General features: G+C 69.6%; 21 protein-coding genes. 8 read left to right on the forward strand and 13 right to left on the reverse strand.

The window, feature by feature from the left end; all coding sequences use genetic code 11:
- Position 1 precedes the first annotated feature (1 nt).
- Positions 2–721 (forward strand): META domain-containing protein, encoded by a 720-nt coding sequence (locus tag ACQ450_RS03395; protein WP_431470506.1) that lies wholly within the window; start codon positions 2–4, stop codon positions 719–721.
- Between the two features lie 3 nt (positions 722–724).
- Here ACQ450_RS03395 and ACQ450_RS03400 read toward each other — a convergent pair whose 3' ends face one another.
- Positions 725–2,008, reverse strand: coding sequence for a DNA recombination protein RmuC (locus tag ACQ450_RS03400; RefSeq protein ID WP_431470507.1), 1,284 nt, complete (start codon positions 2,006–2,008; stop codon positions 725–727).
- 202 nt (positions 2,009–2,210) lie between these two features.
- On the opposite strand from ACQ450_RS03400, the gene ACQ450_RS03405 reads away from it, so the two are divergent.
- Positions 2,211–2,597 carry a four-helix bundle copper-binding protein gene (locus ACQ450_RS03405; protein WP_431470508.1) on the forward strand — a complete coding sequence of 129 codons (387 nt, stop codon included), beginning with the start codon at positions 2,211–2,213 and terminating at the stop codon, positions 2,595–2,597.
- Between the two features lie 46 nt (positions 2,598–2,643).
- Here ACQ450_RS03405 and def read toward each other — a convergent pair whose 3' ends face one another.
- Together def and recR are read right to left on the reverse strand one after the other, a co-directional pair.
- Positions 2,644–3,171, reverse strand: coding sequence for a peptide deformylase (gene def, locus ACQ450_RS03410; RefSeq protein WP_431470509.1), 528 nt, complete (start codon positions 3,169–3,171; stop codon positions 2,644–2,646).
- Positions 3,172–3,336: 165 nt separating this feature from the next.
- The gene (gene recR / locus ACQ450_RS03415) at positions 3,337–3,933 is read right to left on the reverse strand and encodes a recombination mediator RecR (RefSeq protein WP_431470510.1); all 597 of its coding nucleotides are present in this window, start codon (positions 3,931–3,933) and stop codon (positions 3,337–3,339) included.
- A gap of 93 nt (positions 3,934–4,026) precedes the next feature.
- On the opposite strand from recR, the gene fmt reads away from it, so the two are divergent.
- Both fmt and truA read left to right on the forward strand, forming a co-directional pair.
- Positions 4,027–4,932, forward strand: a complete 906-nt coding sequence (gene fmt / locus ACQ450_RS03420; protein ID WP_431470511.1) for a methionyl-tRNA formyltransferase — start codon at positions 4,027–4,029, stop codon at positions 4,930–4,932.
- Positions 4,929–5,687, forward strand: coding sequence for a tRNA pseudouridine(38-40) synthase TruA (gene truA, locus ACQ450_RS03425; RefSeq protein ID WP_431470512.1), 759 nt, complete (start codon positions 4,929–4,931; stop codon positions 5,685–5,687). Before fmt ends, truA begins: the two co-directional genes overlap by 4 nt.
- On the opposite strand, the gene ACQ450_RS03430 is transcribed toward truA, so the two are convergent.
- The 9 genes from ACQ450_RS03430 to ACQ450_RS03470 all read right to left on the reverse strand — a co-directional run bounded on the left by ACQ450_RS03430 (position 5,677) and on the right by ACQ450_RS03470 (position 16,199).
- Entirely contained in the window at positions 5,677–6,888 is a 1,212-nt protein-coding gene (locus ACQ450_RS03430) for a class I SAM-dependent RNA methyltransferase (protein ID WP_431470513.1), read from the reverse strand. The genes truA and ACQ450_RS03430 overlap by 11 nt on opposite strands.
- A complete protein-coding gene (locus tag ACQ450_RS03435; protein WP_431470514.1) occupies positions 6,879–8,285 on the reverse strand; it encodes an NAD(P)H-hydrate dehydratase in 1,407 nt (468 codons plus the stop codon). Before ACQ450_RS03435 ends, ACQ450_RS03430 begins: the two co-directional genes overlap by 10 nt.
- Positions 8,282–8,719: a hypothetical protein gene (locus tag ACQ450_RS03440; protein WP_431470515.1), complete on the reverse strand. Its 438-nt coding sequence runs from the start codon at positions 8,717–8,719 to the stop codon at positions 8,282–8,284. The genes ACQ450_RS03435 and ACQ450_RS03440 overlap by 4 nt, the downstream gene beginning before the upstream one ends.
- A gap of 28 nt (positions 8,720–8,747) precedes the next feature.
- Positions 8,748–10,469, reverse strand: coding sequence for a dihydroxy-acid dehydratase (gene ilvD / locus ACQ450_RS03445; RefSeq protein WP_431470516.1), 1,722 nt, complete (start codon positions 10,467–10,469; stop codon positions 8,748–8,750).
- An 11-nt stretch (positions 10,470–10,480) separates the two neighbouring features.
- The gene (locus ACQ450_RS03450; RefSeq protein ID WP_431470517.1) at positions 10,481–11,209 is read right to left on the reverse strand and encodes an N-formylglutamate amidohydrolase; all 729 of its coding nucleotides are present in this window, start codon (positions 11,207–11,209) and stop codon (positions 10,481–10,483) included.
- Positions 11,206–11,946, reverse strand: a complete 741-nt coding sequence (locus tag ACQ450_RS03455; RefSeq protein WP_431470518.1) for an enoyl-CoA hydratase/isomerase family protein — start codon at positions 11,944–11,946, stop codon at positions 11,206–11,208. Before ACQ450_RS03455 ends, ACQ450_RS03450 begins: the two co-directional genes overlap by 4 nt.
- 159 nt (positions 11,947–12,105) lie before the next feature.
- Positions 12,106–12,933, reverse strand: a complete 828-nt coding sequence (locus ACQ450_RS03460) for a 4-(cytidine 5'-diphospho)-2-C-methyl-D-erythritol kinase (protein ID WP_431470519.1) — start codon at positions 12,931–12,933, stop codon at positions 12,106–12,108.
- Positions 12,934–12,937: 4 nt separating this feature from the next.
- Entirely contained in the window at positions 12,938–14,539 is a 1,602-nt protein-coding gene (locus tag ACQ450_RS03465) for a tetratricopeptide repeat protein (protein WP_431470520.1), read from the reverse strand.
- A gap of 4 nt (positions 14,540–14,543) precedes the next feature.
- Entirely contained in the window at positions 14,544–16,199 is a 1,656-nt protein-coding gene (locus ACQ450_RS03470) for an electron transfer flavoprotein-ubiquinone oxidoreductase (protein WP_188055131.1), read from the reverse strand.
- 117 nt (positions 16,200–16,316) lie between these two features.
- Between ACQ450_RS03470 and ACQ450_RS03475 the strand changes: the two genes are divergently transcribed.
- Genes ACQ450_RS03475 through moaB form a run of 3 tightly spaced genes read left to right on the forward strand, consistent with a single transcriptional unit; the run spans position 16,317 to position 19,367 of the window.
- The gene (locus ACQ450_RS03475) at positions 16,317–17,054 is read left to right on the forward strand and encodes a uracil-DNA glycosylase family protein (RefSeq protein ID WP_431470521.1); all 738 of its coding nucleotides are present in this window, start codon (positions 16,317–16,319) and stop codon (positions 17,052–17,054) included.
- Positions 17,051–18,850 (forward strand): transglycosylase SLT domain-containing protein, encoded by a 1,800-nt coding sequence (locus ACQ450_RS03480; RefSeq protein ID WP_431470522.1) that lies wholly within the window; start codon positions 17,051–17,053, stop codon positions 18,848–18,850. Before ACQ450_RS03475 ends, ACQ450_RS03480 begins: the two co-directional genes overlap by 4 nt.
- The gene (gene moaB, locus ACQ450_RS03485) at positions 18,840–19,367 is read left to right on the forward strand and encodes a molybdenum cofactor biosynthesis protein B (RefSeq protein WP_431470523.1); all 528 of its coding nucleotides are present in this window, start codon (positions 18,840–18,842) and stop codon (positions 19,365–19,367) included. The genes ACQ450_RS03480 and moaB overlap by 11 nt, the downstream gene beginning before the upstream one ends.
- 19 nt (positions 19,368–19,386) lie before the next feature.
- Here moaB and ACQ450_RS03490 read toward each other — a convergent pair whose 3' ends face one another.
- Positions 19,387–19,743 (reverse strand): VOC family protein, encoded by a 357-nt coding sequence (locus ACQ450_RS03490; RefSeq protein WP_431470524.1) that lies wholly within the window; start codon positions 19,741–19,743, stop codon positions 19,387–19,389.
- Between the two features lie 174 nt (positions 19,744–19,917).
- On the opposite strand from ACQ450_RS03490, the gene ACQ450_RS03495 reads away from it, so the two are divergent.
- The gene (locus tag ACQ450_RS03495; RefSeq protein WP_431470525.1) at positions 19,918–20,955 is read left to right on the forward strand and encodes an SHOCT domain-containing protein; all 1,038 of its coding nucleotides are present in this window, start codon (positions 19,918–19,920) and stop codon (positions 20,953–20,955) included.
- Positions 20,956–20,974 lie beyond the last annotated feature (19 nt).

The raw sequence follows: 20,974 nt of genomic DNA on the forward strand, positions 1-20,974 counted from the left end.
GATGCGTACCATGTTGACGATCGCCGCCGCCGCGCTGGCCTGCACCGCAGCCGTTTCGGCGCATGCCCAGGAGCGGCGCGGCGACGGCTATCGGGCACTGGGCACCGAGCCGTTCTGGTCGGTGACGATCGACACGCGGACGATGCGGTTCGATGCGCCGGGCCGGCGCCCGGTGACGGTCGCCAAGCCGCGACCGATCATCGGGATCAACGGCACCCGCTACGAGACGCCGCAGATCACCGTCGACATCACCCACATCCCCTGCAACGACGGAATGAGCGACCGGCGCTATCCCGACACGGTGACGGTGCGCACCGGCCGGACGAACTGGCGCGGCTGCGGCGGGACGCCGCGCGCCGGGCACGACCGCTCGGCGATCATCGACGGCACGTGGCGCGTCGAAGCGATCGACGGCCGGCCGCTGCGCGGACCCGAGGCGACGCTGCGCTTCGAGCAGGGCCGCGTCACCGGCACCGGCGGCTGCAACCGGCTTTCGGGCAGCTTCCGCTTCGACGGCGGCCGGCTGAACATCGGCCGGCTGAACCAGACCCGGATGGCCTGCCCCGGCCCGGCGATGCGGCAGGAAGCCGCGATCGTCGAGATCCTGGGCCAGTCGCTGAGCGTCACCACCAACCGCGCCGAAAAGCTGGTGATGACCGCGCGCGACGGACGCCGGATCGTGCTGGCGCCCGAGGCCCCTGCCCCGCGCCCGCGCCGCTGATCGCTATTCAGCGGCCCGCGAAGCGTCGTCGCCGTCACCGGCGGGGGCGAGCTTCGTCAGCGGGCGCGGCGTGGTTTCGACGACCGGCAGCGCCTCGATCCGCTTGGCGCCGGTCGCGACTTCCAGCGCCTCGAACCGCTGGGCCTGAGTGAAGACCTGGCTCTCCAGGCTGCCGACCATCGCGTTATAGGCGTTGCCAGCGAGTTCGAGATTGCGGCCGAGCTTGGTGACGTGGCCGCCCATCGTCGCCAGCCGCGAATGCAGCTCCTTGCCGAGCGCGGCGATCTCGGCGGCCTGCTCGGCGATCTTCTCCTGCCGCCAGACGCTGGCGACGGTGCGCGCGATCGCGACCAGATTGGTCGGCGTGGCGAGCAGCACCTTGCGCTCGAACGCCCATTCCCACAGCGCCTCGTCCTGCTCGAGCGCAGCGGTGAGGAAATGCTCGCCGGGAATGTAGAGGATCACATAGTCGGCCGCGTCGCCGAACCGTTCCCAATAGCTTTTCGAGCCGAGCTGCTGGGCATGGTTGCGGATCGCGCCGGCATGCGCCTTGAGATGTGCGCGGCGCGCCTCGTCATCGACTTCCTCGCTGGCGTCGAGATAGGCGTTGAGCGAGCATTTGGCGTCGATGATGAGCTTGCGCCCGCCGGGCAGGTTGACGACGACATCGGGACGCAAACGCCCGTCCTCGGTATCGACGGACACTTCGGTGCGGAAATCGACATGCGCGCTGAGCCCGGCATGTTCGAGGACGTTCTTGAGGCTCTGCTCGCCCCAGCGCCCGCGCGCCTTGGGGCTCGAACGGAGCGCATTGACCAGCCGCGCGGTCTCGTCGCGGACCTGGGTGTGACCGAGATGAAGCGTCTTCACGGCTTCGCGCAGCTCGCGATAGCTGCCCTCGCGCTCCTTCTCGACGCGAGTCAGTCCATCCTCGTAGCGCTTGAGCGTCTCGCGCACCGGATCGAGCAGCGCCTTGAGCTTTTCCTCGCTCTTCTCGCCCGCCTGGTTGAACCGCTGATCGGCACGCTCGAGGAAATTCTTCTGCGCTTCGCCGAGCACGCGCGTGGCGAGTTCGGCAAAGCGCGCCTCCATGCCGGTCGTTTCCGCCTTGAGCGTCGCGAGGTCGGTCTGCGCGCGGCCCAGATCGGCGGCGGCGGCGCGGAACTCGCCTTCCCATTTGTCGCGCTCGACCCGCATCTTCGCTTCGCCGCGGCTGCCGAGGAACCAGCCGAGCGCAAGGCCGAGCAGCAGCGCGCCGGCGACGATCAGGACGGTTTCAAAACCCACGCAAATCTCCCGAAGGTTTCACTAAGGTCGCACCTCCGCGCGCGGACGCGCCCCTGCGCGCGCCCGCGCGAGAGAGCACAGGATAACGGGAACATAGCTGGAACGACGCGTGTAGGACAGCCCTTTCTGCGCACACGCCGGAACTCGCCTCGGAACGCCTCCGTTGGGAGCGCGACAGACCCCTGAGCAAGGAGAGAAAGCGATGTCGATCGCAGAGATGATCAAGGCCCATCCCGATGTGGCGGGCAATCTGAACGAACCGCTAGCGACGGCGGTACGCCACGCGATGTTCTGCGCAGCCATCTGCAACAGCTGTGCCGATGCGTGCATGGCCGAGGAAATGGACATGCGGCGGTGCATCCGCCTCTGCCTCGACTGTTCGGACGTCTGCACCGCGACCTACAGGATCGCGACTCGGCGGACAGCGAGCAACGAGGAACTCATCCAGGCGACGCTGCGCCTCTGTATCCAGGCGTGCGAGACCTGCGCGGCGGAGTGCGAGAAGCACGACAACGACCATTGCCGCCGCTGCGCGCAGATGTGCCGCGAATGCGCCCGCGACTGCAAGGCCGCGCTGGAGACGTTCTGACCGGAAATGGAGGGCCGGTGTCGGGACCGACGGCCGGCCCTTCGGCTCAAGCCGCGGCCTTGCGGGCCTTTTCGAGCTTTTTCAGGATCATCTGGCGCTTCAACCGCGAGAGATGGTCGATGAAGACAATGCCTTCGAGATGGTCCATCTCGTGCTGGATGCAGGTGGCGAGCAGGCCTTCGAAGATCTCGTCATGCGCTTCGCCCTGCGCATCGAGCCATTTCACGCGGCAGCGGGCGGGACGATCGACGTCGGCGAACTGATCGGGGACCGAGAGGCAGCCCTCGGTATAGGTCGACATCTCTTCGGCGGGATCGAGAATCTCGGGATTGATGAAAACGCGCGGATCGCGGATCGGCTTGCCTTCCTCGTCCTCTTCCTCCTGCAGATCCATCACGACGATCCGCTTGGGCACGCCCACCTGAATCGCGGCGAGGCCGATGCCGGGCGCGGCGTACATCGTATCGAACATGTCGTCGATCAGCTTGCGGACATCGTCGTCCACCGTTTCGACGGGAGTCGAGACGGTCTTCAGACGGGGATCGGGCACTTCGAGGATGGGTAGGATCGCCATGCCCGCGATTTAGGGACTTAGTCGCGGCGAATCAATCGGTGCCGCCTGCAAGGCGGCGAGGCGGGCGCGGTCGAGTCCAGATGGCGTTACGTGTGCGGCACGTCCCTCGCCTTCGCTCGGGACGGACGAGGTTCCGCTCCGCTCCAGGCAGGGCCGCGCCTTGCCTCAGGCGACCGGGCGGCGCGCGCGGAGCGCCTGGGCGAGCGTGCCTTCGTCGAGATAGTCGAGCTCGCCCCCCACCGGCAGGCCATGGGCGAGTTGCGTGACGCGTACGGGGTAGGTTTCGATCCGCTCGGCGATGTAATGCGCGGTGGTCTGCCCCTCCAGCGTGGCGTTCATCGCGAGGACGACTTCGTCGATTCCGCCCTGCGCGATGCGGCGGACGAGGCCGTCGATCGCGAGATCCTCGGGCCGCACGCCGTCGAGCGCCGAGAGCCGGCCGCCGAGCACATGGAACTTGCCCGGGAACAGCCGCGAGCGATCGAGCGCCCAGAGATCGGCGACTTCCTCGACCACGCAGAGCGCCCGCCCCTCGCGCCGCGGATCGGCGCAGATGCCGCAGGGATCGGTGGTGTCGACATTGCCGCAGATCGAACAGGTGGCGAGCTTTTCCGAAACCGCCCCCAGCGCGGCGAGCAGCGGCTCGAGCGCCGTTTCGCGCTTCTTGAGCAAGTGCAGCACCGCGCGGCGCGCCGAGCGGGGGCCGAGGCCGGGCAGTCGGGAAAGCGCCTGGGTGAGCGCGTCGATTTCGGGAGAGGCCATGGCCGGGAGATAGGAGTTTCGCGCGGCGAAGGGAATTGACCACGAAGCGATGCCGGGTTGCGAACCCTCCCTTCCGCCGCATAGGCACGCGCCATGAAAATCGTCTTCATGGGAACGCCCGGCTTTGCCGTGCCGGTACTCGACGCGCTGGTCGAGGCCGGGCACGAGATCGTTACGGCATACAGCCAGCCGCCGCGGCGCGCGGGACGCGGCAAGGCGCTGACTCCCTCGCCGGTGCAGGCGCGCGCCGAGGCGCTGGGGATAGCGACGCGCACGCCGGTGTCGCTGAAGGATGCCGAGGCGCAGGCGGCGTTCGCCGCGCTCCACGCCGATGCGGCGGTGGTCGCCGCCTATGGCCTGATCCTGCCGCGCGCGGTGCTCGACGCGCCGCGGCTGGGGTGCCTCAACATTCACGCCTCGCTGCTGCCGCGCTGGCGCGGGGCGGCGCCGATCCAGCGCGCGATCCTGGCGGGCGATGCCGAAACCGGAGTCGGCATCATGCAGATGGAGGCGGGACTCGACACCGGGCCGGTGCGGCTGGAGGCGCGCACGCCGATCGACGCCAAGACGGCAGGCGAACTGACCGAGGAACTGGCGGCGACGGGCGCGCGGCTGATGGTGACGGTACTCGCAGACCCCGGCGCGCATCCGCCGGTGCCGCAGCCCGAGCACGGCGTCACCCATGCGCCCAAGATCGCCAAGGCCGAGGCGCGGCTCGACTTCGCGCAGCGCGCCGATGCGGTCGAGCGGCAGGTGCGCGCGTTCAATCCGGCGCCGGGCGCGTATTTCGAATTCGCAGGCGAGCGCGTGCGCGTGCATGCGGCGGAAGTGGTCGAGGGCAACGGCGCGCCTGGCACCGTGCTCGACGATGCACTGACGATCGCCTGCGGCTGTGGCGCGATCCGCCCGGTGACGGTGCAGCGCGCCGGACGCGGCGTGATGCAGGCCGGCGAGCTGCTGCGCGGCTTCGCGATCCCGCCGGGCAGCGTGCTGGCGTGACCCGCTTCGCGCTGACGATCGAATTCGACGGGCGGCCGTTCCTGGGCTGGCAGCGGCAGGATCATGGGCCGAGCGTGCAGGCGGCGATCGAGGCGGCTGCCTTCGCCGTCACTGGCGAGCGGGCCGTGGTGCACGGCGCGGGGCGCACCGATGCCGGCGTCCATGCACTGGCGATGCGCGCGCATCTCGACATCGCCAAGCCGATCGCGGCGTTCCGGCTGATGGAAGCGCTCAATGCACGACTGCGGCCCGATCCGGTGGCGGTACTGGCGTGCGAGGCGGTGGCGGACGACTGGCACGCGCGCTTTTCGTGTGTCGGCCGTGCGTATGAGTATCGGATCGTCAATCGACGCGCGCCGCTGACCTGGGAGAAGGGGCTGGCGTGGCAGGTGGCGCGGCCGCTCGACGTGGCGGCGATGCAGGAAGCCGCAGCGGTGCTGGTGGGACGCCATGACTTCACCACCTTCCGATCGGCGCATTGCCAGGCGCAGAGCCCCGAAAAGACGCTCGATCGGCTGGAAGTGACACGCGCGGGGGACCGCGTGTTCGTGGCGGCGGCCGCGCGCTCGTTCCTGCATCATCAGGTGCGCTCGATGGTCGGGTGCCTGGTGCTGGTGGGGCAAGGGCAATGGACGCCCGAGGACATGCGCGCGGCGCTGGAGGCGAAGGACCGCGCCGCGCTGGGGCTGAACGCGCCGCCGGACGGGCTGTTCTTCGTGCGGGCAGTGTATCCCGGAGACAGTCTTACCGACTGAACTGCGCCGCCAGCTCGACGTGAGTCGACCAGCGGAACTGGCCGACGGGCTGGATCCACTCGAGCCGATAGCCGCCCTTGCACAGAGTCTCGGCGTCGCGCGCGAAGGTGCTGGGATTGCACGAAACATAGGCGACGATGGGAACTGCCGACGCGGCGATTTCGGCTATCTGCTCCTTGGCGCCGGCACGCGGCGGATCGAGGACCACCGCATCGAAATGGTCGAGGTCCTTCGGCGCGACAGGGCGGCGGAACAGGTCGCGATGATCGGCGAAGAGCTGGCGGCGCGCGCCTGCGGCGGCGGACTTGAGCGCGAGGATCGGCTCGCGCGCGCCTTCGGCCGCATAGACGCGCGCTTCTGGGAAGGCCAAGGCGAAGGTGCCGAGACCCGCGAAGAGATCGGCGATCTTGCTCGCTTCCCTTACGGCTTCGCGCACCGCAGCGACCAGCGCCGCCTCGCCCTCCGCCGTCGCCTGAAGGAAAGAACCGCCGGGGAACGGCACCGGCACGCCGCCGAGCGTCACCGTAACCGGCTCGGGCTCCCAGCGCGGCTGCGCGCCATAGCCGTCGTCGATCGCGAGCCGGGCGAGGCCGTGGCGATAGGCGAAGGCAGTGATCGCTTCGGCGGCGGCGAGGCTGTCGTCAGCGATTCGGCCGATGCGCACGTCGACGCCCTGATCGGTGCAGGCGAGGTGAACGTCGGAACGGCCCGATGCGGGCAGCATCGCCGCGAGCAGCCCCCGCAGCGGCGCGATCAGCGCGAACAGCTCGGGCGCGAGGACATGGCATTCGGCAATGTCGATGAGACGGTGGCTGCCCTGCTCGGTAAAGCCGAGATGGACCTGACGGCCGCGCCGCTCGGCATGGAGCGTGGCGCGGCGGCGCGTGTTCGGGGGCGAGAGCTGCGGCGTGCGGATCGGAGCCGAGAGGCCGTGCTGGGCGAGCGCTCCGGCGATCCTGTCGACGATGAAGTCGCTCCAGCTCGCATCGTCGAGATGCTGGAGCTGACAGCCGCCGCAGTCGGGGAAATGGCGGCAGGGCGGCGCGCGATGGTGCGGACCCGGCTGAACGCTGCCGTCGGCGCGCAGCCGGTCGCCCGGCGCGGCGAGCGGCACATGGCGTCCGTCGCGCGTCACGCCGTCGCCGCGCGCCGCGACGCGGACGATGTCTCCAGCCTCGGGCGCGGCGTCGTTCACAGGCATTCGGCGATCGCTTCCGGGATATGGGGGATGAGCGTGTCGGCGTGAAAGGCGGGGCCGGCGCGTTGGGCGGCGCGGCCGTGAAGCCAGACCGCCGCCTCGGCCGCGGCGTCATGGCCGTGCGGCAGCCACGCGGCAAGCAGCCCGGCGAGGACGTCACCGGTGCCGGCGGTGGACAGCCAGGAAGAGGCTCCGGCGAGCACCCGCACCTGCCCCTGCGGCGTGGCGACGACCGTGTCGCCGCCCTTGTGGAGGATCGTCGCGCCAGTATCGCGGGCGGCCGCGAGCGTCCGCTCGATCTTGCTGCCCTCCCCCGAGCCGAACAGCCGATCGAACTCGCCCGTGTGCGGCGTGAGCCAGAGCCGCGCTGCTCGTTCGCGCACCGCATCGAGACCGTCGCTGCCAACCAGGGTGAGCGCATCGCCGTCGAGCACCAGCGGGTGCGGGGAACGTAGCGCCTCCGCCAGCAGCGTGCGGGCCCATGAGTCGCGCCCCAGGCCGGGCCCGGCGACGAGCGCGGCGATGCGATCATCGTCGAGGAGGGCGCGCAGCTCCTCGACGTTCGAGACGGTGCGGCGGACGAGCGCGTCGGGGCCACCCTGCTCCACCTGCTTTCCCGTCAGGATGCAATAGCCCGCCCCACCCGCGAGCGCCGCACGCGCCGCGAGCCGGGCGGCGCCGGGCATCGCGCCTTCGAGCACGACGACCAGCCCGCGCGTATATTTGTGCGCGTGCACTGCCGGCGGCGCGATGCGCGGCCGCGCGGCCGTGCGCCAGTCGCCGGCAACGGGAACGCCGATATCGGCAAGAAAGAGATGGCCGCAGCGTTCGAGCCCGTCGCCGAGCAGATGCGCTGGCTTGAGCGCGCCGAGTGCCACGGTGGCGCCGATTCCGCGCGGTGCGCCGAGCGTAGCGCCGCTGTCGGTATCGAGACCGCTCGGCACGTCGATCGCGAGCGCGAAATCGGCAGCGGCGACGAGACGTGCGAGCGCTTCGGCGACGTCCTCGTCGAGCGGACGTGTCATGCCGGTGCCGAACAGCCCGTCGATAAGCAACCGGCGCGGCCGGGCGTCGATCAAGGCCACCGTCGGCCCGGCCCAGCGTGCGCGCATCGCGGCTGCGGCGCCCGCCTTCGGGGCTCCGAGCGCGGCAACCTCGACGTCGCAGCCGGCCTCGGCGAGATGCCGCGCGACGACATAGGCGTCCCCGCCGTTGTTGCCGGGGCCGGCGAGGACGAGCACATGGCGACCGACGGCGAAGCGCGCCGCCTCGCGCGCGACGGCGGCACCGGCACGCTCCATCAGCGCTTCCTGCGACACGCCCGACGCGAACACCGCCTGTTCGGCGGCGACCATCGCCGCGGCAGTCAGGATCGGAGCGCCGGACGGAATCCGCATCATGGCAGCGCCCTGGAGTTCACAGTGGCGGGAAGCCGATAACGGGCGCCGCCGAGCGCGACTTCGATCTCGGTCTCGCTGCGCGGGATCACCAGCGCAGGCTCGGCACCATCGGCGGCGACGACGCCGCGGCCGTCGCGAGTCACGAGCAGCCGGCGGAAGCCGCCATCGGGGTGCCGCAGCGTGAGAAAAAGTCCGTCCTGCGACTGCACCCGGTCCACCGTGCAGACCGGGGCGAATCCGCTCGTGCCGGGCGGCGAACAGACGATCCTGCCCTCGTCCGACGCCATGGCGGCACGATGTTCTTTCGCCGCGGCCTGCGCCGCCTTGTCGGGCAGCGGCACTTCGCAGCCGGCCAGCAGGATGGCGCCCAGCAGAACGCCGGCGCGGAGCGGATGCGCCGCCGCGCCCGCGCCCCGGCGGGCCGCCCCGGCCAATGATGACGAAAGCGTGGAATCCAGTCGGTCAGATATCCGCGTAGACATGGGTTTCGGCGCTGGCTCCCGGGTGCGTGACCGCCCCCCTATAGGCCGGGCCGACCGTTTGCGAATAGCGCCACAGGGCGCCTGCCTGATAGTCGTTGACGCGCGGGCGCCAGGCGGCGCGGCGCTGCGCGAGCACGTCGTCGGGCAGGTCGAGGTCGATCGTCCCGGCTTCGGCATCGATGCGGATGATATCGCCATCCTCGACCAACGCGATCGGGCCGCCTTCGGCTGCCTCGGGCCCGACATGGCCGATGCAGAATCCGCGCGTAGCGCCGGAGAAGCGGCCGTCGGTGATGAGCGCAACCTTCTCACCCATGCCGAGGCCATAGAGTGCGGCGGTGGTCGACAGCATCTCGCGCATGCCGGGACCGCCCCGAGGCCCCTCGTAGCGAATGACAACGACTTCGCCCTCGACGATCCGCCGCTGCTCGACCGCCGCGAACGCATCCTCCTCGCAATCGAACACCCGGGCAGGCCCTTCGAACTGGAGCCGGTGCATCCCCGCCACCTTCACGATGGCCCCGTCGGGCGCCAGCGTGCCGCGCAGGCCGACCACACCGCCGGTGGGCGACAGCGGGGTGCGGACATCGTGGATCACCTTCTGATCGGGGTTCCACGTCACCTGATCGATGTTCTCGCCCAGCGTCTTGCCAGTGACGGTCATGCACTCGCCGTCGAGGAAGCCGCCCGCCAGCATCGTCTTCATCAGCATGTAGACGCCGCCGGCTTCATGCATGTCCTTGGCGACATAGGTGCCACCGGGCTTGAGGTCGGCGATGTAAGGCGTTGATTTGAAAGCCTCTGCAACATCGAACAAGTCGAATTCGATACCCGCCTCGCTGGCCATCGCCGGCAGGTGGAGCGCGGCGTTGGTCGAGCCGCCGGTGGCGGCGACGACGCGCGCGGCGTTGACGAAGGCCGCGCGGGTGCAGATGTCGCGCGGGCGCAGATTGCGCTCGACCAGCTCCATCACCTGCGCGCCCGCGGCGACTGCGATCTGTTCACGCGTAGTATAAGGAGCGGGCACCATGTTGCTGTTTGGCAGGGACAATCCGATCGCCTCTCCGACGCAGGCCATGGTATTTGCAGTAAACTGACCACCGCACGCGCCATGTCCGGGACAAGCGACCTTTTCGAGCTCATGGACTTCGGACAGCGGACAGGTCCCGGCGGCATAGCGGCCGACGACTTCGAACACGTCGACGACGGTGACGTCCTTGCCGCGATAGCGGCCCGGGAGGATCGATCCGCCATAGACGAAGATAGACGGGATATTGAGCCGCAGCATCGCCATCATCATCCCGGGCAGCGACTTGTCGCATCCGGCGAAACCGACCAGCGCGTCGTAGCAATGACCGCGCACCGACAGTTCGACCGAATCGGCGATCACTTCGCGGCTGACGAGCGAGGATTTCATCCCCTGATGCCCCATCGCGATCCCGTCGGTGACGGTGATCGTGTTGAACCGCCGGGGCATGCCGCCGTTCTGGATCACGCCTTCGCGGGCGGCGTTCGCTTGGGCATCGAGCGTGGTGTTGCAGGGCGCGCTGTCGTTGCCGGCGCTCGCCAGCGCGACGAAGGGCTTGGCGATGTCCGCCTCGTCGATGCCCATGGCGTAATAATAGCTGCGATGCGGGGCGCGCTCGGGTCCGACGGAGACGTGGCGGCTCGGAAGGCGGGATTTGTCGAAGCGATTGGTCATGGCGCGACAGCCTATGTCGCGGATGACGCCTCCGACGCAAGACTATTACGCAGAAGATGTGTCGCAAGCTCGGCGAGCACCGCGCTCCAGCGTTCGGCGCCGGTATCGTCGGCGATCAGATCGTTGCGGATTTCGATCGCGATCGAAGGGATGCCCTGCGCCTCGGCATGACGGTTGAGCGTCGCGTTGAACTGACGCCCCGAATAGGGTTCGTTGTCGCCGACGGTGAACCCCTGGCCGTGCAGCCAGTCGAGCGCCGGGCGCGCGGCACGCGAATCGCGATTGTAGAGCACGCCGATTTCCCACGGCCGCTGGGTGCCGCCTGCTTCGAGCTGCGGCGTGAAGCTGTGGATCGCGAGGATCAGCTTCGGGCGGACGGCGCGAATCCGCGCGGCGATCGCACGATGATAGGGCGCGTGGAAGCGCGCGATGCGGGCGAAGCGATCGGCGCCGACATTCGCCGGGATCGCATGACCGTCGCTTTCCTCGGGCACCAGCTTCGAGTGATCGGGCTCGCGGTGGAGGTCGATCACGAGGCGCGAAATGGTGGCGAGAACCGCCGGCGCGCCGAGCCGGTGCGCGAGCAGGCGCGTGACGGCGCCAGCGCCGATATCGACGCCGATGTGTCGGGCGAGCAGATCGGGCGCGATCGGGATATCGGGGACTGTTTCCGCCGAGGCATGGTCGCAGAGCAGCAGCAGGTCGCGCACGGCGCCTTCGAGCACTTCGGCCGCGGTCATGCGAAGCGCGGCCGGCGGCGGTTGCGGAAGGAATCGAGCCCCTCGGCGAATTCGTCGCTGCCGAAGCGCGCCTCGAACGCATCGTCGAGCGCTTCATCGGCGGGATCGGCGAGCGCGCGCTTGAGCAGGCGGATCGCCACCGGCGCATTGGCGGCGATGCGATCGGCGAAGACGCGTGCGAGCGGCTCGGCCTCCTCGGTGGCGATTTCGGCGAGGCCGATCGCCGCGGCTTCGGGCGCTTCGAGGATCTCGGCCGAATAGAGCAGTCGCGCCGCCTGCCCTTTCCCCACCTGCGCCACGAGCCGGGCGACATCTTCGCGCGGGTAGCCGAGGCCGAGCTTGGCGGGCGTCACCGCGAATTGCGCGCCCGCGCCGGCGACGCGCAGGTCACAGGCGAGCGCCAGCGCCACGCCCGCGCCGTAGCAGCCGCCGTCGATCGCTGCGATCACCGGAATGGGGAGCGCGGCGAGGCCATCGATCGCATCACGCATGGCGATGCGGAAACGCGTACGGACGATCGGGCGCTGGCGGAGCAGCTCGAACTCGCCGAGATCGGCGCCGGCAGTGAAGACCAGCGGAACCGCCGAACGCAGCAGGACGACGCGAGCGTCGCTCGCCGCGATCTCGCGCACGGCAGCGGCAAGCGATTCCCAGCCGGCGATCGACAGCGCATTGCGCGCATCGGGCCGGTGGAGCGTGACAAGGGCGAGCGGCCCTTCGCGCGTGGTTTCGATCATGCGGATGCTGTGCCGGGGATGGCGGCGCTTGTCACGGGGTGGCGCCCGCCCGAAGGCGGGGGCCACCGACGGACGTCCCGCTCCCGGCGCTCGATCCGCTGGTGCACAGACTAGCCCCGGAAGGCGAACGGGAAGTTTCGCGCAATGGTAAAGACGCGGCTAGGCGAGAGTCGTCTCGGCGCACCACCAGCGCGGCCGGGCGGCGCGGATCGCGGCGGCGGCGGCGGCGCAGGCATCGGCGCTTTCGTAAAGCGCGAAGCAGGTCGCTCCCGAGCCCGACATGCGGACGAGAAGCGCACCGGGCTGTTCGGCGAGCCGGCCGAGCACGTCGGCGATCACGGGGGCGACGGCGCAGGCAGGCGCTTCGAGGTCATTGCGGCCGCATTGCGCCGCTTCGAGCGCCTCTCCGTCGGGAAGCGGGCCGCGATCGATTCCGTCCCAGCGGCGAAACACCTCGGCAGTCGAGACGGCGACGCCCGGGTTGACCAGCAGCACGGCGCGCGGCGGGAGGCCCGCAAGCGGCTCGAGCGCCTCGCCGCGTCCGCGCCCCAGCGCCGTGCGCCCGAGCAGACAGGCGGGCACGTCCGATCCGAGCGCAGCGGCGATTTCGAAGAGCGCCGGATCGTCGGGCGCATGGCCGCAGTGGCGGGCGAGCGCGCGCAATGTCGCCGCCGCGTCCGCCGAACCGCCGCCGATGCCCGAGGCGACGGGCAGGTGCTTCACCAGTTCGATCGGCGGAATAGTGTCGAGCCCGAAGCGCGAGGCGAAAGCGACGGCGGCACGCGTGACGAGATTGTCGGCGGTATCGCCAAGCGCGGGGGCGAAGGGGCCGGTGACACGAAGCCCCTCGCCTTCGCCGCCGAGCCGCACCTCGTCGCCGAGCGCAACGAAGGCGAACAGCGTTTCGAGTTCGTGATAGCCGTCGGCGCGGCGGCGGCGGACGTGGAGCGCCAGGTTGAGCTTGGCGCGCGCGGGTTCGACGATCATGGCGTCAATTTGCGGCAGCGTCGGAGCCGTTCAGTCCCCGGCGCAGCTTGCGCTCGAGCCGCGCGGCATCCTCGGCATCGGCATAGACGGCGGCGGCGCGCCAAGCGTAGCGCGCCTCGTAGCGCCGATCGACTCGCCAATAGGCGTCGCCGAGATGCTCGTTGATGAGGCTGTCCGCCGGCGCACCGCGCGCCGCCTGTTCGAGCAGCGGCACGGCGCGTTCATAGGCGCCGGTGCGATAATAGGCCCAGCCCAGCGAATCGGTGATGCCCGGATCGTCGGGCCGCAATTCGTTGGCGCGCTCGAGCATCGCGACTGCTTCCTCGACATTCTCGCCGCGCTCGACCTGCGCATAGCCGAGCATGTTGAGGGCGACCGGCTGGTCCGGACCGAGCGCGACCGCGCGGCGCAGCGCGGGCAGCGCCTCGCTCCAGCGGCCGGCATTTTCCAGCGCGGCGCCGTGGCGATAATAGAGCAGCCAGCTCGCATCGGCCCCTGCGCGCTCGATCGCGAGAGCATAGGCGCGGGCGGCGGCGTCATGCTGTTCCTCGGCGGCGAGGAGATCGCCATAGCTCTGCGCATCCTCGCTGCTGGCGCCGCGCCGCTCGGCGATCTGCCGGGCGCGGGCGAGCGCTTCGTCGGTGCGGCCGGCGCGCGAGAGTGCGCTCAAGCGGACGAGCTGCGCGTCATCGGCATAGGGGCTGTCCTGCGCGATCTCGCCGAGCACCTCGTGCGCAAGGGCATCCGAGCCGGCCCGCGACAGCGCATCGCCGAGATAGAGCCGCGCGCGATCGTCGGCGGGATCGAGCCGCAGCGCCATGCGCGTGAGCACGACCGAGAGCGGTATGGTATCCTCGCGCGCAAGATCGGCGGCGAGGCGGAGAAACAGGCGCGCGGCACCGAACTGCGCGCCGGAAGGCGTGCCGCGGCCGAGCTCGCGGCGCAGCGCGGCAAATTCGGGCCCGCCGCCGGAGAGCAGCGCACGCGCCTCGCGGCGATCGCCGCGCAAGGCGAGCAGGCGAGCGGCGTCGATGCGCAGATCCTGCGCTTCCTGGCCGCCCGCGAGCAGCGTGCGGACGGCTGCCACTCCCTCCCCGGTGCGGCCGCTCGCGATCAGCAGCAGCGCGCGATGCTCGGCGATATAGCGGCGCGCGAGCAGATTGTTGGCGGGCGCATCGAGCGGCGCGAGCGGATCCTCGCCGCGCTCCAGCGCCAGCCATCCGGCAAGCGCCGGCGCGAGAAAATCGAGCGGCCCGGCGGCCATCGCATCGACTTCGACTTGCGCGGCCGCGAGATCGCCGGCCTCCAGAGCCGTGGCGAGACGGAAGAGCGGCAGATCGGGCGCGGCCATTTCGGCGCGCGAGAGCACCGCGGCGGCGCGGGCAGCGAGCGCGAAGTCGCCGACCTCAAGCGCCTGGCGATAGGCGCGCACCGCGACCATCTCGTCATCGGGCGCGGCATCGAGCGCCCTGGCATAGCCGGCGGCGGCGGCACGAGCGGCGCCATCGGCGTCGGCGGCGCGGGCGCGGACATAATCGGCCGCCTGCCCCTGCTGGGCCTGCGCGGCGGGCGCGAGCGCTACAAGCGCCACGCCCGCGATCAGCACGTCCCTACATGTTCGGATAATTCGGGCCTCCGCCGCCTTCGGGAACCACCCAGTTGATGTTTTGGGTAGGGTCCTTGATGTCGCACGTCTTGCAGTGCACGCAGTTCTGGGCGTTGATCTGGAACCGCGGTTCGCCCTCTTCAAGCCCGACGACTTCATAGACCCCCGCCGGGCAGTAGCGCTGCGCCGGTTCGTCATAGACCGGAAGGTTGAAGCCGATCGGGATGCTGGGATCGTGCAGCGTGAGATGGACCGGCTGGTCCTCCTCGTGATTGGTGTTCGACACGAACACCGACGAGAGGCGATCGAAGGTGAGCACGCCATCGGGCTTGGGATAATCGATCGGCGTCGCCAGATCCTTGCGGACCAGGCTCTCGTGATCGGGCTTGTGCTTCATCGTATAGGGCATGCGCAGCCCGAGATGCTCGGACCACATGTTGACGCCCGCGAGCATCGTGCCCCAGGTGTCGCCATATTTCTTGACGAGCGGGACGACGTTGCGGACGCCCTTCAGCTCCGAATAGACCCAGCTCGATTCATAGGCGGTGCCATAGGCGGAAAGCTCGTCATGCTCGCGGCCGGCGCGGATCGCGTCGAACGCCGCTTCGGCGGCCATCATGCCGGTCTTCATCGCGGTGTGCGTGCCCTTGATCCGCGGCACGTTCACGAAGCCCGCCGAGCAGCCGATCAGCGCGCCGCCGGGGAAGGTGAGCTTAGGCACCGACTGCCAGCCGCCGTCGTTGATCGCGCGCGCGCCGTAGGAGACGCGCTTGCCGCCCTCCAGCACCTCGGCGATCGCCGGATGCGTCTTCCAGCGCTGCATCTCCTCGAACGGGCGCAGATACGGGTTCTTATAATTGAGCCAGACGACGAAGCCGAGCGCGACCTGCCCGTCGGCCTGATGATAGAGAAAGCCGCCGCCGTTCGAATCCTCGGTAAGCGGCCAGCCCTGGGTGTGGATCACTCGGCCCGGCACATGCTTGTCGGGATCGATGTCCCACAATTCCTTGATGCCGATGCCATAGACCTGCGGCTGCGAATCCTTGCGCAGATCGAACATGCGGATCAGCTCTTTCGAGAGATGGCCGCGCACGCCTTCCGCCAGGAAGGTGTATTTCGCATGGATCTCGATCCCCGGCGTATATTCCGGCTTGTGCGTGCCGTCGCGCGCCACCCCCATGTCGCCGGTGGCGACACCCTTCACCGAGCCGTCGTCGTTGAACAGCACCTCGGCCGCCGCGAAGCCGGGGAACACCTCGACTCCCATCTCCTGCGCCTTGTCGGCAAGCCAGCGGCAGAGATTGCCGAGCGAGCCGGTGTAGGTGCCCTTGTTGTTCATGAAGGGCGGCATCAGCAGATGCGGGAATTCGGACTTGCCCGTCTTCGACAGGATCCAGTGGTGGTTCTCGGTAACCGGAACCTGCGCCATCGGGCAGCCGTCTTCGCGCCACGTCGGCAACAGCTCGTCGAGCGCGCGCGGATCGACCACCGCACCCGACAGGATGTGCGCGCCGACTTCGGAGCCCTTCTCCAGCACGCAGACGGACAGCTCGGCCTCGGCCTCGGCGGCCAGCTGCTTGAGCCGGATCGCGGCGGAGAGGCCCGCAGGGCCCGCGCCGACGATCACGACATCATAGGGCATCGACTCCCGTTCGCTCATCGCTTTCTCCATTCGGGACGCTTATGGCACACGCTCGTCGCGCGCGCGCAACGCCTTGTCCTGCCCCGGATGGAGGCAGATTGACGGTGCAGTCAACCCGCGATTCAAAAGGATGGTATGGGGGTCGAACCGAACAGCGACTGGCAGGCGACAGCGGCAAGCGCGCTGGAATGGTGGCGCGACGCCGGTGTCGACGTGCTTACCGAAGCGGACCCGCGCGACTGGCTGGCGCGCGCGCCTTCGCCTGCCGCAGCCGCGGCCACTGCCGGAGCGAATGCCGAAGCCGCTGCTCCCCTGCCCGAGACGCTCGAAGCGTTCGTCGCGTGGCGGATGGGGGCCGACGCGCCCGAGGCGACATGGCACACGCCGCGCGTGGCGCCCGGCGGGCCCGCCGACGCTGCGCTGATGGTGCTGGTCGACATGCCCGAGGCCGAGGACGCGGCGACGGGCACGCTGCTGAGCGGCGCGGCGGGGCGGTTGTTCGACCGAATGCTCGCGGCGATCGGGCTGGAGCGCGAGCAGGTCTATCTGGCGCCGCTGGCCTACGCCCGCCCGGTGACCGAACAGCTGCCCGGCGACGCGGTTTCGCGGCTCCGCGAACTGGCGCTGCATCACCTCGGGCTGATCGCGCCGCAGAAGCTGCTGCTGCTCGGCCGAGCGACGGAGCGTGTTCTGATCGGGACGAACCAAGCCTCGGACACCAAGAGTTTACATGCTATTAACCACTCGCAGGCCACAGTGAGGGCGGCGGCGTGCCATCATCCCCGCTTCCTGTTGAAGCGTCCCGCCGCAAAGGCCGATGCCTGGAAAAATCTTCAGTTATTGCTGTCCGGGGGACCCAGCCAGTGCGTATGAGTTTCGTAGCCGCCGCCATTTTGATGGCGCTTCCCGCCACCGCCCAGGCCGAGAAGGCTCCAGGAGCGCTGCCCGAGATTGGCAGCGCTACCGGCGCACTCGCCGATGCGCCGGATCGCCGCGAGGGCGACGGCATTCCCGATCAGCTCTCCGGATCGCAGCGCGAGGAATATCGCGCGATCTTTACGGCCATCCGCGGCGAGCGCTGGGAGGAGGCGAAGCAGCGGCTGGAGGCAATGCGCCCCGGGCCGCTCCACGCGATCGCGCGCGCCGAACTCTACACCGCCGCCAATTCGCCCCGCGTCGAGCTCGAGCCGCTGCAGGCGCTGCTCGCCGAGGCTCCCGAACTGCCGCAGGCCGCGCAGATCGGCCGGCTGGCGGCGCTGCGCGGCGCGATGACTCAGGCGGCCCTGCCCGTTGAGCAGCGGCTGCGCTGGTATGACGCCGCGCCGGTTCGCCAGCGGCTGCGCGGGATCAGCACCGATCCGGTCGCGACCGAAGTGATCCTGGCGATGCAGCCGTTCATCCGCGAGGATGACGGCGCCGGCGCCGAGCAGACGCTTGCGCGCTTCGCCGCCGATCTTTCGCCCGAGGCGCGGACCGAGTGGCAGCAGAAGGTCGCCTGGATCTACTACACCGCCGGCGACGACGCCAACGCCCGCCGCATGGCCCGCGAGGCGCAGGCCGGCACGGGAGAGTTCGCCGCGCAGGCGGACTGGGTGCAGGGGCTTGCCGCCTGGCGCCAGCGCGATTGCCGCGACGCGGCGAGCGCGTTCGACGCGGTTTCGCGCCGCGCGAGCGATCCCGAGATGCGTTCGGCCGGGCTCTACTGGCTGTCGCGCGCGCACATGGCGTGCGAGCGGCCCGGCGACGTGACCGCGGCGCTGCGCGGCGCGGCGCAATATGACGAGACCTTCTACGGCCTGCTCGCGCGGCAGGCGCTGGGCATCGAGGAAGCCGGCGCGGCGGGCGAGCAGTATGTGACCGCCGACTGGCGCGCGCTGCAGGAGCGCAGCAACGTCCGCACCGCCGCCGCGCTGATGGAAATCGGCGAGGCCGAGCTGGCCGAGGAAGTGCTCAAGCATCAGGCGCGGATCGGCAATGCGGGCGAACATGGGGCACTGACGCGGCTGGCCGGGCGGCTGAACCTGCCTTCGACTCAGCTCTGGCTGTCGCACAATGCACCGGCCGACGCGCCGCCGGTCGAAATGGCGCGCTATCCCGCTCCCAACTGGACCCCCGACGGCGGCTGGCGAGTCGATCGCGCGCTGGTCTTTGCCCATACGCTCCAGGAATCGCGCTTCCGCACCGAAGTGCGCAGCGCGGCCGGCGCGATGGGGCTGATGCAGGTGCGCGAAGGCGCGGCGATCGACGTAAGCCGCCGCCGCGGCGTCGACTATGCCAGCGCCGACCTGACCGATCCGTCGATCAACATGGAGATCGGGCAGAGCTATCTGGAGCAGCTGCGCGACACCGCCTTCACCCAGGGGCTGCTGCCGAAGGTGATCGCGGCCTATAACGCGGGGCCGACGCCGGTGCAGGCATGGAACAGCCTGACCAAGGACAATGGCGATCCGCTCCTCTACATCGAATCCATCCCCTATTGGGAAACGCGCGGCTATGTGATGATCGTGCTGCGCAACTACTGGATGTACGAGCGGCAGGACGGCCGCCGATCGGCGAGCCGCGCGGCGCTGGCGCAGGGCTTGTGGCCTCGGTTTCCGGGGCTTCCCGGGCAGGAAGGCGTGCGGCTGAGCGGCGGTGGCGGCGGGCAGGCAGTCGCCGGTGCCCGCTGACGCGGAGGCCGCGTTCCGGCCGGTCCGGATCGCGGTGCTGACGGTTTCGGATACGCGCGGACCCGAGGACGACCGATCGGGCGACCTGCTGGTCGAGCGGTTGACGGGCGCGGGACACACGCTCGCCGATCGGGCGATCGTGCGCGACGATGCCGAGGCGATCGCCGATACGCTCGACGCGTGGATCGACGATCCGCAGGTGGAAGTGATCCTCACCACCGGCGGCACGGGCGTGACCGGACGCGACGTGACGCCCGAGGCGCTGGCGCGGGTGTGGGACAAGGAGATTCCCGGCTTCGGCGAGCTGTTCCGCTGGCTGAGCTATCGCACGATCGGCACGTCGACGATCCAGTCGCGCGCGACCGCGGGCGTGGCGCGCGGCACCTATATCTTCTGCCTGCCCGGTTCGACAGGCGCAGTGAAGGACGGCTGGGACGGCATCCTGCGCGATCAGCTAGACATCCGCCACAAGCCCTGCAATTTCGTCGAGCTGCTGCCGCGGCTGACCGAGCGCTGAGGAACAGTGCGGCGGGAGGCTAGGCCGCAGCCCCCTCCCCGGCCGCAGGCGTCCACACCCCCATTTCGTGCCCCTGGGGATCGCTGAAGTGAAAGCGGCGCCCGCCCGGAAAGGCGAAGATCGGCCGCGTGACGACGCCGCCCGCGGCGACCACCCGATCGCGCGCCGCTTCGAGATCCGCCACTTCGATCACCGGCAGCAGCGCCGCGGTCGCCCCCTCCGCGTCGCCTTCCAGACCGAGATCGACGTCGCCGCTCGTCGTCGCCGCATAGGACGGCCCGAAATCAGTGAATTCCCAGCCGAACGCCGCCGAATAGAAGCGCCTGCTTCCCGCCACGTCGCCGACCGGCAGCTCGACATAGTTCAGCCGCGCCATCCTGTCCCTCCCACGTTGTTCCGGTTGTGTTCTACACGGCGAGCGATGCGCCGGCAAGCGCCGGACTGCGCGTGCGGCACGTGGCGATGCGCTCGACACCACCGCGCATCCCTCCTCGCGACGCGGCGAGTCCATTTTCCTCCTATAATTGATGCCGACGAGGGGGAGAAACGCGTGACGGACTGGATCGGCGGGCTCGAACGGCTCAAGCAGCTGCGCGAGCAGGGACATCTGAGCGACGAGGAATTTCAGAACGCCAAGGCGCGGTTGCTGACCAATGATCCGCCGAGCGATTCCGAAACACCACAGGTCCAGGCACCGGCAGATGGACCCGACGCGCGTTGGTCAGATGTCGGGGAACCCGGCGACGAGGGCGGCCTCGCCTGGCGCAAGCCGATCGCGATCGGCGCGGTGCTTGCCGCTGTGGCCGCAGGTGGGGTCTATGCGTGGACAGCGCCGGGCAGCTCCTCCCTCCCGACGGGAGAGGCAGTTCTTCAGGCCGATGTGAATTGTCGCAGCACCCCAGGTCTCGACGGAGACATTCGGGAAGTGCTGACGGAAGGAACGAGCGTCAAGGTCGCGGAGAATCGGGACGGCTGGAGCCGTGCTTCGACCCAGGGCTGCTGGGTCAAGGACACCTATCTGTCCGCCGTCGAGCCGACCGAGTCCGACCCGGCGGCCCCGGCCCCGCCGGTTTCCAACGCCCTCATCCCCGCGGTGTACGACTTCACGCGCAATCCAAGCCAGGAGGCGATCGCGGCGGCCCACCAGATCCTGGCGAACAGCACGCACTGCATCGGCAGGCCGCAGTATGAGGTCGGCAACACCTACGCCGATTTCGACCTCCGCAGCGGCGAGGTCGTCTATGTGGTGAAGGCCCGTACAGGCGATCTCCTGCCCGACAATGAAGCGACTTTCGAACGCGATGGACTGACGCTGCGTTTCAGCGGCGCCGAGGGTACTCTGAAAAGCATCTCTCTCGACGTCAAAGGCCTGACACAGGAAGACAGCGAGAACGCGATCCTTCATCTGGGTGAAAGGCAGGGCGGCTCGGTCGTGCCCCAAGCCGAGCCGCGCACCTGGAGCGGCACCGATATTCCCATCGCGCTCGGCGGCTGGTGGCTCCGCTGCGGGATACCCGGCCAGGGCTCCGCGAAATGGCAAAGCCAGTATCAGGACGTCAGCAACGTGATCAGCCTGGTCAGAGACTGACCGGGCCAGCGAGCGCCGC

It is taken from the genome of Sphingosinithalassobacter sp. LHW66-3 (assembly GCF_050703275.1).
Classification (GTDB): domain Bacteria; phylum Pseudomonadota; class Alphaproteobacteria; order Sphingomonadales; family Sphingomonadaceae; genus Sphingomonas.

Coding starts and splice junctions, on each gene's coding strand:
- ACQ450_RS03395 (WP_431470506.1), top strand. CDS start 2: ATGCGTACCATGTTGACGATCGCCGCCGCCGCGCTGGCCTGCACCGCA.
- ACQ450_RS03405 (WP_431470508.1), top strand. CDS start 2,211: ATGTCGATCGCAGAGATGATCAAGGCCCATCCCGATGTGGCGGGCAAT.
- def (WP_431470509.1), bottom strand. CDS start 3,171: ATGGCGATCCTACCCATCCTCGAAGTGCCCGATCCCCGTCTGAAGACC.
- recR (WP_431470510.1), bottom strand. CDS start 3,933: ATGGCCTCTCCCGAAATCGACGCGCTCACCCAGGCGCTTTCCCGACTG.
- fmt (WP_431470511.1), top strand. CDS start 4,027: ATGAAAATCGTCTTCATGGGAACGCCCGGCTTTGCCGTGCCGGTACTC.
- ACQ450_RS03430 (WP_431470513.1), bottom strand. CDS start 6,888: ATGCCTGTGAACGACGCCGCGCCCGAGGCTGGAGACATCGTCCGCGTC.
- ACQ450_RS03435 (WP_431470514.1), bottom strand. CDS start 8,285: ATGATGCGGATTCCGTCCGGCGCTCCGATCCTGACTGCCGCGGCGATG.
- ilvD (WP_431470516.1), bottom strand. CDS start 10,469: ATGACCAATCGCTTCGACAAATCCCGCCTTCCGAGCCGCCACGTCTCC.
- ACQ450_RS03450 (WP_431470517.1), bottom strand. CDS start 11,209: ATGACCGCGGCCGAAGTGCTCGAAGGCGCCGTGCGCGACCTGCTGCTG.
- ACQ450_RS03455 (WP_431470518.1), bottom strand. CDS start 11,946: ATGATCGAAACCACGCGCGAAGGGCCGCTCGCCCTTGTCACGCTCCAC.
- ACQ450_RS03460 (WP_431470519.1), bottom strand. CDS start 12,933: ATGATCGTCGAACCCGCGCGCGCCAAGCTCAACCTGGCGCTCCACGTC.
- ACQ450_RS03470 (WP_188055131.1), bottom strand. CDS start 16,199: ATGAGCGAACGGGAGTCGATGCCCTATGATGTCGTGATCGTCGGCGCG.
- ACQ450_RS03475 (WP_431470521.1), top strand. CDS start 16,317: ATGGGGGTCGAACCGAACAGCGACTGGCAGGCGACAGCGGCAAGCGCG.
- ACQ450_RS03480 (WP_431470522.1), top strand. CDS start 17,051: ATGAGTTTCGTAGCCGCCGCCATTTTGATGGCGCTTCCCGCCACCGCC.
- ACQ450_RS03490 (WP_431470524.1), bottom strand. CDS start 19,743: ATGGCGCGGCTGAACTATGTCGAGCTGCCGGTCGGCGACGTGGCGGGA.